Annotated in this window: 20 protein-coding genes; 1 reads left to right on the top strand and 19 read right to left on the bottom strand. The window is 61.5% G+C overall.

Going from position 1 to position 14,154, the window contains the following annotated elements; translation table 11 throughout:
- Positions 1-70: 70 nt before the first annotated feature.
- The 14 genes from rplE to rpsJ all read right to left on the bottom strand — a co-directional run bounded on the left by rplE (position 71) and on the right by rpsJ (position 7,406).
- Positions 71-652, bottom strand: coding sequence for a 50S ribosomal protein L5 (rplE, locus tag FDW81_RS05640; protein ID WP_138133164.1), 582 nt, complete (start codon positions 650-652; stop codon positions 71-73).
- Positions 652-1,014 (bottom strand): 50S ribosomal protein L24, encoded by a 363-nt coding sequence (gene rplX / locus FDW81_RS05635; RefSeq protein ID WP_138133163.1) that lies wholly within the window; start codon positions 1,012-1,014, stop codon positions 652-654. Before rplX ends, rplE begins: the two co-directional genes overlap by 1 nt.
- Positions 1,015-1,017: 3 nt before the next feature.
- Complete coding sequence (gene rplN, locus FDW81_RS05630) at positions 1,018-1,386, bottom strand: 50S ribosomal protein L14 (RefSeq protein WP_003803789.1); 369 nt, start codon at positions 1,384-1,386, stop codon at positions 1,018-1,020.
- A 664-nt stretch (positions 1,387-2,050) separates the two neighbouring features.
- Positions 2,051-2,356, bottom strand: coding sequence for a 30S ribosomal protein S17 (gene rpsQ / locus FDW81_RS05625; RefSeq protein ID WP_138133162.1), 306 nt, complete (start codon positions 2,354-2,356; stop codon positions 2,051-2,053).
- The gene (gene rpmC, locus FDW81_RS18645) at positions 2,353-2,682 is read right to left on the bottom strand and encodes a 50S ribosomal protein L29 (protein ID WP_138133161.1); all 330 of its coding nucleotides are present in this window, start codon (positions 2,680-2,682) and stop codon (positions 2,353-2,355) included. Before rpmC ends, rpsQ begins: the two co-directional genes overlap by 4 nt.
- Before the next feature lie 2 nt (positions 2,683-2,684).
- Positions 2,685-3,101 carry a 50S ribosomal protein L16 gene (rplP, locus tag FDW81_RS05615; RefSeq protein ID WP_009358302.1) on the bottom strand — a complete coding sequence of 139 codons (417 nt, stop codon included), beginning with the start codon at positions 3,099-3,101 and terminating at the stop codon, positions 2,685-2,687.
- Complete coding sequence (gene rpsC / locus FDW81_RS05610) at positions 3,102-3,935, bottom strand: 30S ribosomal protein S3 (RefSeq protein ID WP_138133160.1); 834 nt, start codon at positions 3,933-3,935, stop codon at positions 3,102-3,104. It abuts the gene before it with no gap.
- Complete coding sequence (gene rplV, locus FDW81_RS05605) at positions 3,936-4,301, bottom strand: 50S ribosomal protein L22 (RefSeq protein ID WP_009358304.1); 366 nt, start codon at positions 4,299-4,301, stop codon at positions 3,936-3,938. It abuts the gene before it with no gap.
- 38 nt (positions 4,302-4,339) lie between these two features.
- Positions 4,340-4,621 carry a 30S ribosomal protein S19 gene (gene rpsS, locus FDW81_RS05600; protein WP_003803803.1) on the bottom strand — a complete coding sequence of 94 codons (282 nt, stop codon included), beginning with the start codon at positions 4,619-4,621 and terminating at the stop codon, positions 4,340-4,342.
- A 12-nt stretch (positions 4,622-4,633) separates the two neighbouring features.
- Positions 4,634-5,473 carry a 50S ribosomal protein L2 gene (gene rplB / locus FDW81_RS05595; protein ID WP_138133159.1) on the bottom strand — a complete coding sequence of 280 codons (840 nt, stop codon included), beginning with the start codon at positions 5,471-5,473 and terminating at the stop codon, positions 4,634-4,636.
- Between the two features lie 29 nt (positions 5,474-5,502).
- Positions 5,503-5,808, bottom strand: coding sequence for a 50S ribosomal protein L23 (gene rplW / locus FDW81_RS05590; RefSeq protein WP_011692807.1), 306 nt, complete (start codon positions 5,806-5,808; stop codon positions 5,503-5,505).
- Positions 5,805-6,425, bottom strand: coding sequence for a 50S ribosomal protein L4 (rplD, locus tag FDW81_RS05585; RefSeq protein WP_138133158.1), 621 nt, complete (start codon positions 6,423-6,425; stop codon positions 5,805-5,807). The genes rplW and rplD overlap by 4 nt, the downstream gene beginning before the upstream one ends.
- Before the next feature lie 4 nt (positions 6,426-6,429).
- The gene (gene rplC / locus FDW81_RS05580) at positions 6,430-7,080 is read right to left on the bottom strand and encodes a 50S ribosomal protein L3 (protein ID WP_013601833.1); all 651 of its coding nucleotides are present in this window, start codon (positions 7,078-7,080) and stop codon (positions 6,430-6,432) included.
- 17 nt (positions 7,081-7,097) lie between these two features.
- Positions 7,098-7,406 (bottom strand): 30S ribosomal protein S10, encoded by a 309-nt coding sequence (gene rpsJ, locus FDW81_RS05575; protein WP_003803825.1) that lies wholly within the window; start codon positions 7,404-7,406, stop codon positions 7,098-7,100.
- A gap of 397 nt (positions 7,407-7,803) precedes the next feature.
- Here rpsJ and FDW81_RS05570 point away from each other — a divergent pair, with 397 nt between their 5' ends.
- On the top strand, positions 7,804-9,240 hold the full coding sequence (locus tag FDW81_RS05570; protein WP_138133157.1) for a GH1 family beta-glucosidase: 1,437 nt from the start codon (positions 7,804-7,806) through the stop codon (positions 9,238-9,240).
- Position 9,241: 1 nt separating this feature from the next.
- Here FDW81_RS05570 and FDW81_RS18600 read toward each other — a convergent pair whose 3' ends face one another.
- The 5 genes from FDW81_RS18600 to rpsL all read right to left on the bottom strand — a co-directional run bounded on the left by FDW81_RS18600 (position 9,242) and on the right by rpsL (position 13,952).
- On the bottom strand, positions 9,242-9,367 hold the full coding sequence (locus FDW81_RS18600) for a hypothetical protein (RefSeq protein WP_255467078.1): 126 nt from the start codon (positions 9,365-9,367) through the stop codon (positions 9,242-9,244).
- A gap of 101 nt (positions 9,368-9,468) precedes the next feature.
- Entirely contained in the window at positions 9,469-10,659 is a 1,191-nt protein-coding gene (gene tuf / locus FDW81_RS05565; protein ID WP_056334246.1) for an elongation factor Tu, read from the bottom strand.
- A 262-nt stretch (positions 10,660-10,921) separates the two neighbouring features.
- Positions 10,922-13,036 (bottom strand): elongation factor G, encoded by a 2,115-nt coding sequence (fusA, locus tag FDW81_RS05560; RefSeq protein ID WP_138133156.1) that lies wholly within the window; start codon positions 13,034-13,036, stop codon positions 10,922-10,924.
- Between the two features lie 69 nt (positions 13,037-13,105).
- A complete protein-coding gene (rpsG, locus tag FDW81_RS05555; RefSeq protein ID WP_003803829.1) occupies positions 13,106-13,576 on the bottom strand; it encodes a 30S ribosomal protein S7 in 471 nt (156 codons plus the stop codon).
- Between the two features lies 1 nt (position 13,577).
- Positions 13,578-13,952 (bottom strand): 30S ribosomal protein S12, encoded by a 375-nt coding sequence (rpsL, locus tag FDW81_RS05550; RefSeq protein WP_003803830.1) that lies wholly within the window; start codon positions 13,950-13,952, stop codon positions 13,578-13,580.
- Positions 13,953-14,154: the final 202 nt, after the last annotated feature.

Genomic DNA, 14,154 nt, shown 5'->3' with positions numbered 1-14,154 from the left:
GCCCTTCCTCGTAACGGTTTCCGCCGGTTGCTCCCAGGGAGCACAACGGCCGGACCTTTTACGTAGTTAGTTAAGCTTCGGTCTTGAACGGGAAACCAAGCGCCTTGAGCAGCGCGCGGCCTTCGTCATCGGTCTTGGCAGTGGTGACAACCGTGATGTCCATACCGCGGACACGGTCGATCTTGTCCTGGTCGATTTCGTGGAACATAACCTGCTCGGTCAGACCGAAGGTGTAGTTGCCGTTACCGTCGAACTGCTTGCCACTCAGGCCGCGGAAGTCCCTGATACGGGGCAGTGCGAGAGTGACCAGGCGGTCCAGGAATTCCCACATGCGGTCGCCACGCAGGGTAGCGTGCGCACCGATGGGCATGCCTTCGCGCAGCTTGAACTGTGCGATCGACTTGCGGGCCTTGGTTACCTGCGGCTTCTGGCCGGTGATCTGGGTGAGGTCGCGGACAGCGCCGTCGATCAGCTTGGAGTCCTTGGCGGCGTCTCCAACACCCATGTTCACGACGACCTTCACGAGGCGGGGAACCTGGTTTACGTTCTGGTACTTGAATTCCTCAATGAGCGCGCCCTTGATGGAATCTGCGTACTTGGTCTTCAGACGAGGAACGATCTTCGTTGCCGGAGTCTCGAGAGTCTCAGTCATTAGATGTCCTTCCCGGAGCTCTTGGACACGCGGATGCGGACGGTCTTCTGCACACCGTTCTTCTCGACCGTGTCGAGGCGGAAGCCCACGCGGGTCGGCTTCTTGGTGGACGGGTCAACCAGTGCCACGTTGGAGATGTGGATCGGGGCTTCGACAACCTCGATACCGCCGGTCTTGGTGCCGCGCTGCGACTGACCGACCTTGGTGTGCTTGGTGACGCGGTTGACGCCTTCGACCAACACGCGGTTGGTGTCGGTGAAAACGCGCAGGACCTTGCCCTGCTTGCCGCGGTCGCCGCCGCGCTCAGCCTTGGCGCCAGTGATGACCTGAACGAGGTCACCCTTCTTGATCTTTGCAGCCATGGACTAGAGCACCTCCGGAGCCAGAGAAACGATCTTCATGAACTTCTTGTCACGCAGTTCACGACCAACCGGTCCGAAGATACGGGTACCGCGGGGGTCACCGTCGTTCTTCAGAATCACAGCTGCGTTCTCGTCAAACTTGATGTAGGAACCATCCGCACGGCGGCGTTCCTTCTTGGTACGGACGATGACAGCCTTGACGACGTCGCCCTTCTTTACGTTGCCGCCCGGGATTGCATCCTTGACGGTGGCGACGATGACGTCGCCGATGCCTGCGTAGCGACGGCCGGATCCACCGAGAACGCGAATGGTAAGGATTTCCTTAGCACCCGTGTTGTCGGCGACCTTGAGTCGCGACTCCTGCTGAATCACTATTTACTCCTTGCGTCGCGCCGGTTCTCAGACCGAAAATCTTCCTACGGAATGAGCCTTGCGGAACGGTTGATCGGGGTGTCTCTTGACCTGCCTGGATTTTGCCAGCCCAGGCCTAAACTCCCGTGCCAGAAGCAGTTGCTCCCATCCGGTCCAGGACTGCTCCTGGGCGCAAGGGGGCACTATGCTGTGGCACGCTTGTTTACGAGGTTGATGATGGCGCGCGAAAGCGCCATACAAACTCAATATCCTAGCACAGTTTCAGCCCGTCCCCATATCACCGGTGGGGGGCCACCCGCAACACGGGCGACGGCGCCAAGCACGGCTGCCTTTCGGGCCGCCCTTGGTGCCGCTCCCCCGGGCTCCCGCTTCACCGCCGTCGCACGCTCTCCCACGTAACGCGGCTCTTCAGGCAACACTCTCCCATTTTCCTGATGCCGGTGATAGAGCGTTCAGGATATTCACGCGTTAAGTGCGAGAGCGTCCCGAGGCAGGCGCGGACGACGGCGGCAGGCACGGCAGCCCCTTGAACAGCCTGCGTGCCACTCCCCGACAAGCCGCAACCCGCCGTCGGCCGTCCACCAAGAGCACGACCTGGCGTTAAACGAGGGAAGCCCCCGCTCCCAAGGGGAGCAAGGGCTTCCAACAACCGAAGCAGCAGGTGCTACTTGGCCTTCTCGAGGATTTCCACGAGCCGCCAGTTCTTGGTGGCGGACAGCGGACGGGTCTCGGCGATGACAACGAGGTCGCCGATGCCGGCGGTGTTCTCTTCGTCGTGGGCCTTGACCTTGGAGGTACGGCGGATGACCTTGCCGTACAGGGCGTGCTTCACGCGGTCCTCAACCTGGACAACGATGGTCTTTTCCATCTTGTCCGATACCACGTAGCCGCGACGCGTCTTGCGGTAACCGCGCTGACCGGCCTTGGCGGCGGTAGCAGTTTCCGTCACGTTCTCGTCCTTTTCACTCACTTGGCATCCTCCTCGGTCTCAGCCGTTTCAGCCTCGTCGGCCTTCTTGGCTGCAGCCTTCTTGGACTTCTTCTCTTCCTTGGCTTCCACAACCGGTGCGGCAACCTCGGCACGAATGCCCAGCTCGCGTTCGCGGAGAACGGTGTAGATGCGGGCGATGTCCTTCTTGACCGCGCGCAGACGACCGTGGTTCTCCAGCTGACCGGTGGCGGACTGGAAACGCAGGTTGAACAGCTCTTCCTTGGCCTTGCGGAGTTCTTCAACGAGACGCTCGTTGTCGAAACCGTCCAGCTGTGCGGGAGCCAGATCCTTGGATCCTACTGCCATTTCTATTCACCACCCTCGCGACGCACGATGCGTGCCTTCAACGGCAGCTTGTGGATTGCCAGGCGCAGGGCCTCGCGAGCTACCTCTTCATTGACACCGGCGAGTTCGAAGAGAACCCGGCCCGGCTTGACGTTGGCGACCCACCATTCCGGCGAACCCTTACCGGAACCCATACGGGTTTCAGCAGGCTTCTTGGTCAGCGGACGGTCCGGGTAGATGTTGATCCAGACCTTACCGCCACGCTTGATGTGGCGGGTCATGGCGATACGGGCAGACTCGATCTGACGGTTGGTGACGTATGCCGGGCTCAGGGCCTGGATGCCGTACTCACCGAAGGAGACCTTGGTACCGCCCGTAGCAGCGCCGGAACGACCCGGGTGGTGCTGCTTACGGTGCTTTACTCGACGTGGGATAAGCATTTAAGCCTGTCCTCCTTCTACTGCTGCAGCAGGTGCAGCCTCAACTGCCGGTGCTTCGGCAGCAGGAGCTGCGTCAGCGGCCGGGCGGTCGTTGCGACGGCGGCGGTCACCACGGTCAGCACCACCCGGACGGCCCGGACGGTCGCCGGAGCGGCCGCGGGACGGGGCGGAAGCGGCCTGTGCAGCCAGTTCCTTGGCGGTGACGTCACCCTTGTAGATCCAAACCTTCACGCCGATGCGGCCGAAGGTGGTCTTGGCTTCGTAGAAGCCGTAGTCGATGTTCGCACGGAGGGTGTGCAGGGGCACACGGCCTTCGCGGTAGAACTCCGAGCGGGACATTTCAGCGCCACCCAGTCGACCCGAGCAGGCGATACGGATGCCCTTGGCACCGGCACGCTGCGCGGACTGCATGGCCTTCTTCATCGCGCGGCGGAATGCCACACGCGAAGTCAGCTGCTCTGCAACGCCCTGGGCAACAAGCTGAGCTTCCATCTCTGGGTTCTTGACCTCGAGGATGTTCAGCTGGACCTGCTTGCCGGTGAGCTTTTCGAGCTCGCCGCGGATGCGGTCTGCTTCAGCTCCACGGCGGCCGATGACGATGCCGGGACGGGCCGTGTGGATGTCCACGCGGACGCGGTCACGGGTGCGCTCGATCTCAACCTTGGCGATGCCGGCGCGCTCCATGCCCGTGGACATGAGCTGGCGGATGCGGATGTCTTCGCGAACGAAGTCCTTGTACCGCTGGCCGGCCTTGGTGCTGTCAGCGAACCAGTGCGATACGTGATCGGTGGTGATGCCGAGTCGGAACCCGTGCGGGTTTACTTTCTGTCCCACTTAGCGAGCCTCCTCTTTCTCCGGGGTAGCGACTACCACGGTGATGTGGCTGGTGCGCTTCTTGATCTGAAATGCACGACCCTGGGCGCGCGGCTGGAACCGCTTCATGGTCGGGCCTTCATCAACAAACGCTTCGCTGATGATGAGGTCACCTTCGTCAAACGCCACGCCGTCGCGGTCCGCGAGGACCCGGGCGTTGGAGATTGCCGACTGTACTACCTTGAATACCGGCTCCGAAGCTGCCTGGGGGGCAAACTTCAGAATTGCCAGAGCCTCATTCGCTTGCAAACCACGAACAAGGTTGACGACGCGCCGGGCCTTCATAGGCGTTACGCGGATGTGGCGCGCAATTGCCTTGGCTTCCATTGCTTTCCTTCTCTCGTCTTTGACGCAGGTGCAGGCGCCTAGCGGCGCTTGCCCTTACGGTCGTCCTTGACATGGCCGCGGAATGTCCGCGTGGGAGCGAATTCGCCGAGCTTGTGCCCGACCATCGACTCAGTGACAAACACCGGGATGTGCTTGCGTCCGTCGTGTACGGCGATCGTGTGTCCGAGCATGTCGGGAATGATCATCGAACGGCGGGACCAGGTCTTGATGACGTTCTTGGTGCCCTTTTCGTTTTCCCTGGCTACCTTCACAAAGAGGTGCTGGTCGACGAAAGGACCTTTTTTCAGGCTGCGTGGCATGTGTCCAGGCTCCTATCGCTTGTTCTTGCCAGTACGACGGCGACGCACAATAAGCTTGTCGCTCTCTTTGTTGGGGCGGCGCGTGCGGCCTTCACGCTGACCGTTGGGGTTGACGGGGTTACGTCCACCGGACGTCTTACCCTCACCACCACCGTGCGGGTGGTCAACGGGGTTCATGGCGACACCACGGACGGTCGGGCGGACGCCCTTCCACCGCATGCGGCCGGCCTTGCCCCAGTTGATGTTCGACTGCTCGGCGTTGCCGACCTCGCCGACGGTTGCGCGGCAGCGCACGTCGACGTTGCGGATTTCGCCGGAAGGCAGACGCAGCTGGGCGAAGCGGCCTTCCTTGGCAACGAGCTGCACAGAGGCACCTGCGGAGCGGGCCATCTTGGCGCCGCCGCCCGGACGCAGTTCAACCGCGTGGATAACCGTACCCACGGGGATGTTGCGCAGGGGCAGGTTGTTGCCCGGCTTGATGTCAGCGTTGGGGCCAGCCTCAACGAAGTCACCCTGGGACAGCTTGTTGGGGGCGATGATGTAACGCTTGGTGCCATCAACGTAGTGCAGGAGCGCGATGCGGGCCGTACGGTTCGGATCGTACTCAATTTCTGCAACGCGGGCGTCAACGCCGTCCTTGTCGTGGCGACGGAAGTCGATCAGACGGTACTGGCGCTTGTGTCCGCCACCCTTGTGACGGGTGGTGATCTTACCGGTGTTGTTACGGCCGCCCTTTTTGGGCAGCGGACGTACCAACGACTTTTCCGGCGTCGACCGCGTGATTTCGATGAAGTCCGCTACGCTCGAGCCACGACGGCCCGGGGTAGTCGGCTTGTACTTACGGATTCCCATAATTTATTTCCTCGTTAAAGTGGTCTCCGCTACGCGAGCGGACCGCCGAAGATGTCGATGGTGCCTTCTTTGAGGGTGACAATCGCACGCTTGGTGTTCTTGCGGGTACCCCATCCGAATTTGGTGCGCTTGCGCTTACCGGCACGGTTGATGGTGTTGATCGATTCGACCTTGACGGAGAAGATCTTCTCCACGGCCAGCTTGATCTCGGTCTTGTTCGAACGGGGGTCCACCAGGAAGGTGTACTTGCCCTCATCGATCAGGCCGTAGCTCTTTTCGGACACGACGGGTGCAAGCACGACGTCGCGGGGATCCTTGATGGTGGCTGCACTCACTTGGCATCCTCCTCGTTCTTAGCTGCCTTGGCGGCAACGAATGCGTCGTAGGCAGCCTTGGTGAAGACAACGTCATCAGACACGAGAACGTCGTAGGTGTTCAGCTGGTCTGCGTACAGAACGTGAACGCCGGCGAGGTTGCGCACGGACAGTGCAGCAACATCGTTGTCACGCTCGATGACGACCAGCAGGTTCTTGCGGTCGGAAACGCCACGCAGTGTTGCCAGTGCAGTCTTGGCGGAGGGCTTGGTGCCTTCAACCAGGTCGGCGACAACGTGGATGCGTCCGTTGCGGGCCCGGTCAGAGAGTGCGCCGCGCAGTGCAGCAGCGATCATCTTCTTGGGGGTGCGCTGGCTGTAGTCACGCGGGGTGGGACCGTGGACAACGCCACCGCCGGTCATGTGCGGAGCACGGATTGAACCCTGACGGGCGCGGCCGGTGCCCTTCTGCTTGAACGGCTTGCGTCCTGCACCGGAAACTTCAGCGCGGGTCTTGGTCTTGTGGGTACCCTGGCGAGCAGCAGCGAGCTGTGCAACGACGACCTGGTGCAGCAGCGGCACGTTGGTCTGGACGTCGAAGATCTCTGCAGGCAGGTCAACCTGGACAGTGTTAGCCATTGGACTAGGCTCCCTTCACGGCGGTGCGTACGAGTACGACCTGGCCGCGGGCACCGGGAACGGCACCCTTGATAAGGAGCAGCGACTTCTCGACGTCAACCGCGTGGACCGTGAGGTTCAGCGTGGTGTGACGGACGGCGCCCATGCGGCCGGCCATTTTCATGCCCTTGAAGACGCGGCTCGGGGTGGATGCGCCACCGATTGAACCGGGCTTACGGTGGTTCTTGTGGGCACCGTGGGAAGCTCCAACGCCGTGGAAGCCGTGACGCTTCATCACACCGGCGAAGCCCTTACCCTTGGTGGTGCCGATGACGTCGATCTTCTGTCCGGCTTCGAAGACCTCTACGGAGAGCTCCTGGCCCAGCTCGTACTCGGCAGCATCTGCGGTACGGAGTTCGACGACGTGGCGGCGAGGCGTAACGCCTGCCTTCTCAAAGTGACCAGCCAGCGGCTTGGTGACCTTGCGGGGATCGATCTGGCCGTAGCCGATCTGAACGGCGACATAGCCATCAGCTTCTGCGTTGCGCAGCTGGGTGATGACGTTCGAATCTGCCTGGACCACAGTGACGGGGATGAGCTTGTTGTTCTCGTCCCAGACCTGGGTCATGCCGAGCTTCGTGCCCAGCAGGCCCTTTACGTTACGGGTTGCGGTCATAGTTTCTCAGCACCTCCCTACAGCTTGATTTCGATGTTCACGTCTGCCGGCAGGTCGAGACGCATGAGCGAGTCAACAGCCTTCGGCGTGGGATCGATGATGTCGATAAGACGCTTGTGCGTGCGCATTTCGAAGTGCTCGCGGCTGTCCTTGTACTTGTGCGGAGAGCGGATCACGCAGTAAACGTTCTTCTCCGTGGGCAGCGGCACGGGGCCGACTACCGTTGCGCCTGCGCGCGTGACCGTCTCAACGATCTTCCGTGCTGAAACGTCAATGACCTCGTGGTCGTATGACTTCAGCCGGATGCGGATTTTTTGTCCCGCCATGTCGCCTGACTCTCTTTCAGTCTGTGCTTCCCCTGGTTAGGGCTGCCCTGTTCACTTACTCGTTGTATGGCTGCCGAAGCATTTGAGGTCGTAACCACCACCCGCCGCACAAACTGAATCCGGATGAACCCGGGTTCCTCACCTTGCCGGCGCAACCGACCCCCGCGGTCGGGCGTGTCGCGCTTGGCACGCATACAAATCCGCTATTCCAGGGGAGTGGGTTATGTTTGGTCTTCAACTTGGACCCTGGCACCCGGCATTATCCGGATCGGGACGCGAAGAAGCGCTTGAACAACTCATCTAGTATGCCGGAAATCGGCGCCAGATGCGAATCGGGACCGGTCAGCGCGGTGTAAGGCCCATTGCCCCGGATAGTTTCCGAATGGATGATAGGGGCATGACGCTGGAAAGCACAGAATCGGCGACGGAACTGGCGAGCCGCATGCCGCCGTCGTTCACGCTGGGAGTCGCCGCGGCCGCCTTCCAGATTGAGGGAGCATTGTCCGACGGCGGGCGCGGCCCCTCCGGCTGGGACGCCTTCGCGGAAAAGCCGGGAGCCATTGTCGACGGGCACTCCCCCGCCGTCGCCTGCGACCACTACAACAGGCTGCCGGAGGACATCGCCCTGCTGCAGGACCTGGGGGTTGATTCCTACCGCTTCTCCCTCTCCTGGCCCCGGATCCAGCCCGAAGGCCGCGGCGGCTTCAACCGGGAGGGCCTTGAGTTCTACGACCGGCTGCTCGACCAGCTGCTTGCTGCCGGCATCTCGCCCATGGCAACCCTGTATCACTGGGATACACCGCTGCCGCTGGAGCATCGCGGCGGCTGGCTGAACAGGGAGACGGCGGAAAGGTTCGGCGAGTACGCGAGTGCCGCGGGTGAACGTTTCGGTGACAGAGTGGCGCAGTGGGTGACTTTGAATGAGCCCGTCTCCGTTACCCTGAACGGCTATGCCCTGGGAGTGCACGCGCCTGGCCAGGCCCTGATGTTCGACGCCCTCCCCTCCATCCATCACCAGCTTCTGGCTCACGGCATGGGTGTGCAGGCCTTGCGGGCAGCCGGCGTTGCCGGGGGAATTGGGGTTACCAACCTGCATGCCCCTGTCCGTCCTGCCTCCCGCAAGATCGGCGACAGGCTGGTTGCCCACCTCTACGACCTGCTGATGAACCGGGTTTATGCAGACCCAGTCCTGTTGGGCCGCTACCCGGCACTCCCCCTCTATGCCAGGCCCTGGCTGCGCTCCCTTGGTAAGATTTCCGACGCTGATCTGCGCACCATCCACCAGCCGCTGGACTTCTACGGCCTCAACTACTACTTCCCGGTGAAGGTTGCCCTGGGCCCCGGATCGGCGTCGATTCCGGCTGATGTGCACAAGGCGGTGGCACGGCTTCCGTTCCATGAAGTCGGTTACCCGGAATACAGCAGCACAGGTTTCGGGTGGCCCGTGGCCCCCGACCATCTGGGCATCCTGCTGAAGGAACTTCATGACCGCTACGGGGACGTCCTTCCGCCGGTGTACATCACCGAAGGCGGAGCCAGCTTTCCGGAGCCCGACACTGTTTCCGGGATACTGCAGGACGAGGACCGGGTGCAGTACTTAGCAGCACACCTGCGGGCAGCCCTGGATGCAACGGCGCCAGGCGGAGTCGCCGCAGGGGTAGACCTGCGCGGATACTACGTCTGGACCCTCATGGACAACTTCGAATGGGCAGCCGGATATTCGCAGCGATTCGGCCTGGTCCACGTGGATTTTTCAACCCAGGCGCGAACCCCCAAGGAGTCCTTCTACTGGTACCAGGCGCTGAGCCGGGCGCGAAAGGCCAGGAAAGACTAGGCTACTGGTTCTTGTTTGCCCGGTTGATCCGCTTGGCACGGTCGATCTCGTGGCGGAAGTACCTCTTTGCCCAGAACACACCTGCCACGACGGCAACGATGATGATCAGGAAAATAAGCCAGCTCATGGTGATCTCCTTTCGGTCCAGCAAGATTATCAGGGACGGGTTAACCAAAAAGAACAGCCCCGCTGCATCTGCAGCGGGGCCGTTCTTCAGTTCAACAAGAATTACTTGATGATCTTGGTAACACGTCCTGAACCAACGGTGCGGCCGCCTTCGCGGATTGCGAAGCCAAGGCCCTCTTCCATTGCGATCGGCTGGATGAGCGCAACGGTCATCTCAGTGTTGTCGCCGGGCATAACCATTTCCGTGCCCTCGGGCAGGGTGATAACGCCGGTAACGTCCGTCGTACGGAAGTAGAACTGCGGGCGGTAGTTGGAGTAGAACGGGTTGTGACGTCCGCCTTCGTCCTTGGAGAGGATGTAGACGTTGGCCTCGAAGTCGGTGTGCGGGGTGATGGAACCCGGCTTGACGACAACCTGGCCACGCTCGACATCGTCGCGCTTCAGACCACGGAGCAGGAGGCCACAGTTCTCGCCGGCCCATGCTTCGTCGAGCTGCTTGTGGAACATCTCGATACCGGTAACCGTGGTCTTCTGGACCGGGCGGATGCCGACGATCTCGACCTCGGAGTTGATGGCGAGGGTGCCACGCTCGGCGCGGCCCGTAACAACGGTGCCACGGCCGGTGATGGTGAAGACGTCCTCGATCGGCATCAGGAACGGCTTGTCGCGGTCACGTACGGGGTCCGGAACAGACTCGTCGACTGCAGCCATCAGGTCCTCAACGGACTTGACCCACTCGGGGTCGCCTTCCAGGGCCTTGAGGCCGGAAACGCGAACGACGGGTGCTTCGTCGCCATCGAAGCCCTGCGAGCTCAGGAGCTCACGAACTTCCATTTCAACGAGGTCCAGCAGTTCCTCATCGTCAACCATGTCGGCCTTGTTCAGCGCGACCAGCAGGTAGGGAACACCAACCTGGCGGGCGAGCAGAACGTGCTCGCGGGTCTGTGCCATGGGGCCGTCAGTGGCGGCAACCACGAGGATCGCGCCGTCCATCTGGGCAGCACCGGTGATCATGTTCTTGATGTAGTCAGCGTGACCCGGGGCGTCTACGTGTGCGTAGTGGCGCTTTTCGGTCTGGTACTCCACGTGGGAGATGTTGATGGTAATGCCACGCTGACGCTCTTCGGGAGCAGAGTCGATCGACGCGAAGTCGCGCTTCTCGTTGAGATCCGGGTACTTGTCGTACAGCACCTTGGAAATGGCGGCCGTCAACGTCGTCTTACCGTGGTCAACGTGACCAATGGTGCCGATGTTAACGTGCGGCTTAGTCCGCTCGAACTTTGCCTTTGCCACAGGTTCCTCCTAGAACGTTTTCAAATGACTTACCTTTCAGCCGCGCTTGTCGCGGCAGAAACTCAGGCAAGTCTACTTGGGGGCTTTGGATTGGTGAAATTGCAGATTCAGGAACTAATACTAGTGCCTTGAGCCTGTTCGTGCAGATGCCCGGATCCGGCCCGACCGGATGGTTGCGGCCGGTCCGGCCATCTGCACCGGCTGCGCTTTCCGATTCCGGCAGGCGCACCCGAGGTTGTTCGCGTTGAAAAGTCCCGAGGGATTATTCGCCGCGGCTCTTCTGGATGATCTCGTCGGCAACAGCCTTCGGGACCTCGGCGTAGCTGTTGAACGTCATGGAGTAAACAGCACGGCCCTGGGTCTTGGAGCGCAGGTCACCGATGTATCCGAACATGCCGGACAGCGGGACGTGCGCACGGATGACCTTGACGCCCTGTGCATCCTCCATGGACTGCATCTGGCCACGGCGGGAGTTGAGGTCACCAATAACTTCACCCATGTATTCCTCAGGGGTGCGGACCTCGACATCCATCAGGGGTTCGAGCAGGACAGGGTTCGCCTTACGGGCAGCTTCCTTGAAAGCCATCCGGCCGGCGATCTTGAACGCCATTTCCGAGGAGTCAACATCGTGGTACGCGCCGTCAACCAGCGTGGCCTTGATGCCGACAACCGGGTAACCGGCCAGGACGCCGTCGTTCAGTGCATCCTGGATACCGGCGTCGACAGACGGGATGTACTCGCGGGGAACGCGGCCACCAGTGACCTTGTTCTCGAACTCGTACAGTTCGCCCTCGGCGGTGTCCAGCGGCTCGATCGCGATCTGGATCTTTGCGAACTGGCCTGAACCACCGGTCTGCTTCTTGTGCGTGTAGTCGTGACGCTCCACAGCACGCTTGATGGTCTCGCGGTAGGCAACCTGCGGCTTGCCAACGTTGGCCTCGACCTTGAACTCGCGGCGCATGCGGTCCACCAGAATGTCCAGGTGGAGCTCGCCCATGCCGGCGATGATGGTCTGGCCGGTGTCTTCGTTGAGGGACACCTGGAAGGTGGGGTCCTCAGCGGAGAGCTTCTGGATGGCCGTGGAGAGCTTCTCCTGGTCACCCTTGGTGTTGGGTTCGATGGCAACCGAGATCACGGGCTCCGGGAAGCTCATGGACTCGAGGACGATCTGGTTGTTGGCATCGCACAGGGTGTCACCCGTGGTGGTGTCCTTCAGACCGATGGCTGCGTAGATGTGGCCGGCGGTAGCGCCCTCCACGGGCATTTCCTTGTTGGCGTGCATCTGGAAGAGCTTGCCGATGCGCTCCTTCTTGCCCTTGGTGGAGTTGACCACCTGTGCGCCTGCCTCCACGTGACCTGAGTACACGCGGATGAAGGTGAGCTGGCCGAAGAAGGGGTGTGCAGCAATCTTGAAGGCCAGTGCTGAGAAGGGCTCTTCAGAGGAAGGCTTGCGGGTGAGCTCCTTCTCTTCGTCGCGAGGATCGTGGCCGACCATCGGGGGAACGTCGAGCGGGTTCGGCAGGTAGTCCACCACTGCATCGAGCATGGGCTGAACGCCGCGGTTCTTGAACGCGGAACCGCAGAAAATCGGGTACAGCTCAGAGTTGATGGTCATCTTGCGGATGCCGGCCTTGAGCTCTTCGATCGAGATCTCTTCACCCTCGAGGTACTTCTCCATGAGTTCCTCGGAGGACTCGGCGACGGTCTCAACGAGGTTCGCGCGGTACTCCTCGGCCTTTTCCTGGAGGTCAGCCGGGATCTCGCGGATCTCGTACTTCGCACCCATGGTCACGTCGCCCTTGGCGTCGCCGGGCCATACGAGGGCACGCATGTAGAGCAGGTCAACGACGCCGATGAAGTCGTTCTCGGCCCCGATCGGCAGCTGCATGACCAGCGGCTTGGCACCGAGGCGGCTGATGATCGTGTCTACGGTGAAGTAGAAGTCGGCACCCAGCTTGTCCATCTTGTTGACGAAGCAGATACGCGGGACGTTGTACTTGTCAGCCTGGCGCCACACAGTCTCGGACTGCGGCTCCACGCCTTCCTTGCCGTCGAACACGGCAACGGCACCGTCGAGGACGCGCAGGGAGCGCTCAACCTCGACCGTGAAGTCAACGTGGCCGGGGGTGTCGATGATGTTGATCTGGTTGTTTTCCCAGAAGCAGGTCACGGCGGCAGACGTGATGGTGATGCCGCGTTCCTTTTCCTGTTCCATCCAGTCGGTGGTCGAAGCGCCGTCGTGCGTTTCGCCGATCTTGTGGTTCACACCCGTGTAGAACAGGATGCGCTCGGTGGTGGTGGTCTTGCCGGCATCAATGTGGGCCATGATGCCGATGTTGCGGACCTTACTAAGGTCGGTAAGCACGTCCTGTGCCACGGGGTCTCCTTTTGGGATGGACTACGCGTTCGCCGCCGGCTCTATTGAGCCGGCGGCGTCCGGGGAGTATTACCAGCGGTAGTGTGCGAAGGCCTTGTTGGACTCGGCCATCTTGTGGGTGTCTTCGCGACGCTTCACAGCGGCACCGAGACCGTTGGAGGCATCCAGGATTTCGTTCTGGAGCCGCTCGGTCATCGTCTTCTCACGGCGGGCCTTGGAGTAGCCAACCAGCCACCGCAGGGCGAGAGCGGTGGAGCGGCCCGGCTTGACTTCAACCGGAACCTGGTAAGTGGCGCCACCGACACGGCGGGAGCGGACCTCAAGGGAAGGCTTGACGTTGTCCATGGCCTTCTTCAGCGCTGCTACGGGGTCGCCCCCGGACTTGGCGCGTGCGCCTTCGAGGGCACCGTAGACAATGCGCTCTGCCGTGGACTTCTTGCCGTCAACGAGCACCTTGTTGATGAGCTGGGTTACCAGCGGGGAACCGTAGACCGGATCCGAAACGAGCGGCCGCTTGGGGGCCGGACCCTTGCGAGGCATATTACTTCTTCTCCATCTTTGCGCCGTAGCGGCTGCGTGCCTGCTTACGGTTCTTCACACCCTGGGTATCGAGGGCGCCACGGACGATCTTGTAGCGAACACCCGGGAGGTCCTTCACGCGGCCACCGCGGACGAGCACAATGGAGTGCTCCTGCAGGTTGTGGCCAACACCGGGGATGTAGGCGGTAACTTCAATGCCGCCGTTGAGGCGCACACGTGCCACCTTACGCAGAGCCGAGTTCGGCTTCTTCGGGGTGGTGGTGTAAACGCGGGTGCAAACACCGCGGCGCATGGGGCTGCCCTTAAGCGCGGGAGCCTTGGTCTTTGAGACCTTAGGCGTGCGGCCCTTACGGACCAGCTGGTTAATCGTAGGCACTCTCGTGTTCTCCGTTTTATCCGGAGTGGCCGCTTCCGGTCACTCTCTTGTTGCGTTGCCCCGCCGCCCGGGCCTTGAAGAAGATCTCCACGGCGGCGAAGGCGAAGCCTTAATAGTCGGATCGCATTCCTTGGCTGCGGCTCGCGCGTACAGTTCCCTAGGCATGCAAAAATGTGGCATACGTTGCACAAGAACCCTGCAA

Origin of the sequence: Pseudarthrobacter sp. NamB4, from assembly GCF_005796185.1 — a bacterium.
In the GTDB taxonomy this organism is placed as follows: Bacteria; Actinomycetota; Actinomycetes; order Actinomycetales; family Micrococcaceae; genus Arthrobacter.
Note: the sequence above shows the minus strand (reverse complement) of the source record. Positions and strands in the feature narration are given on the sequence as shown.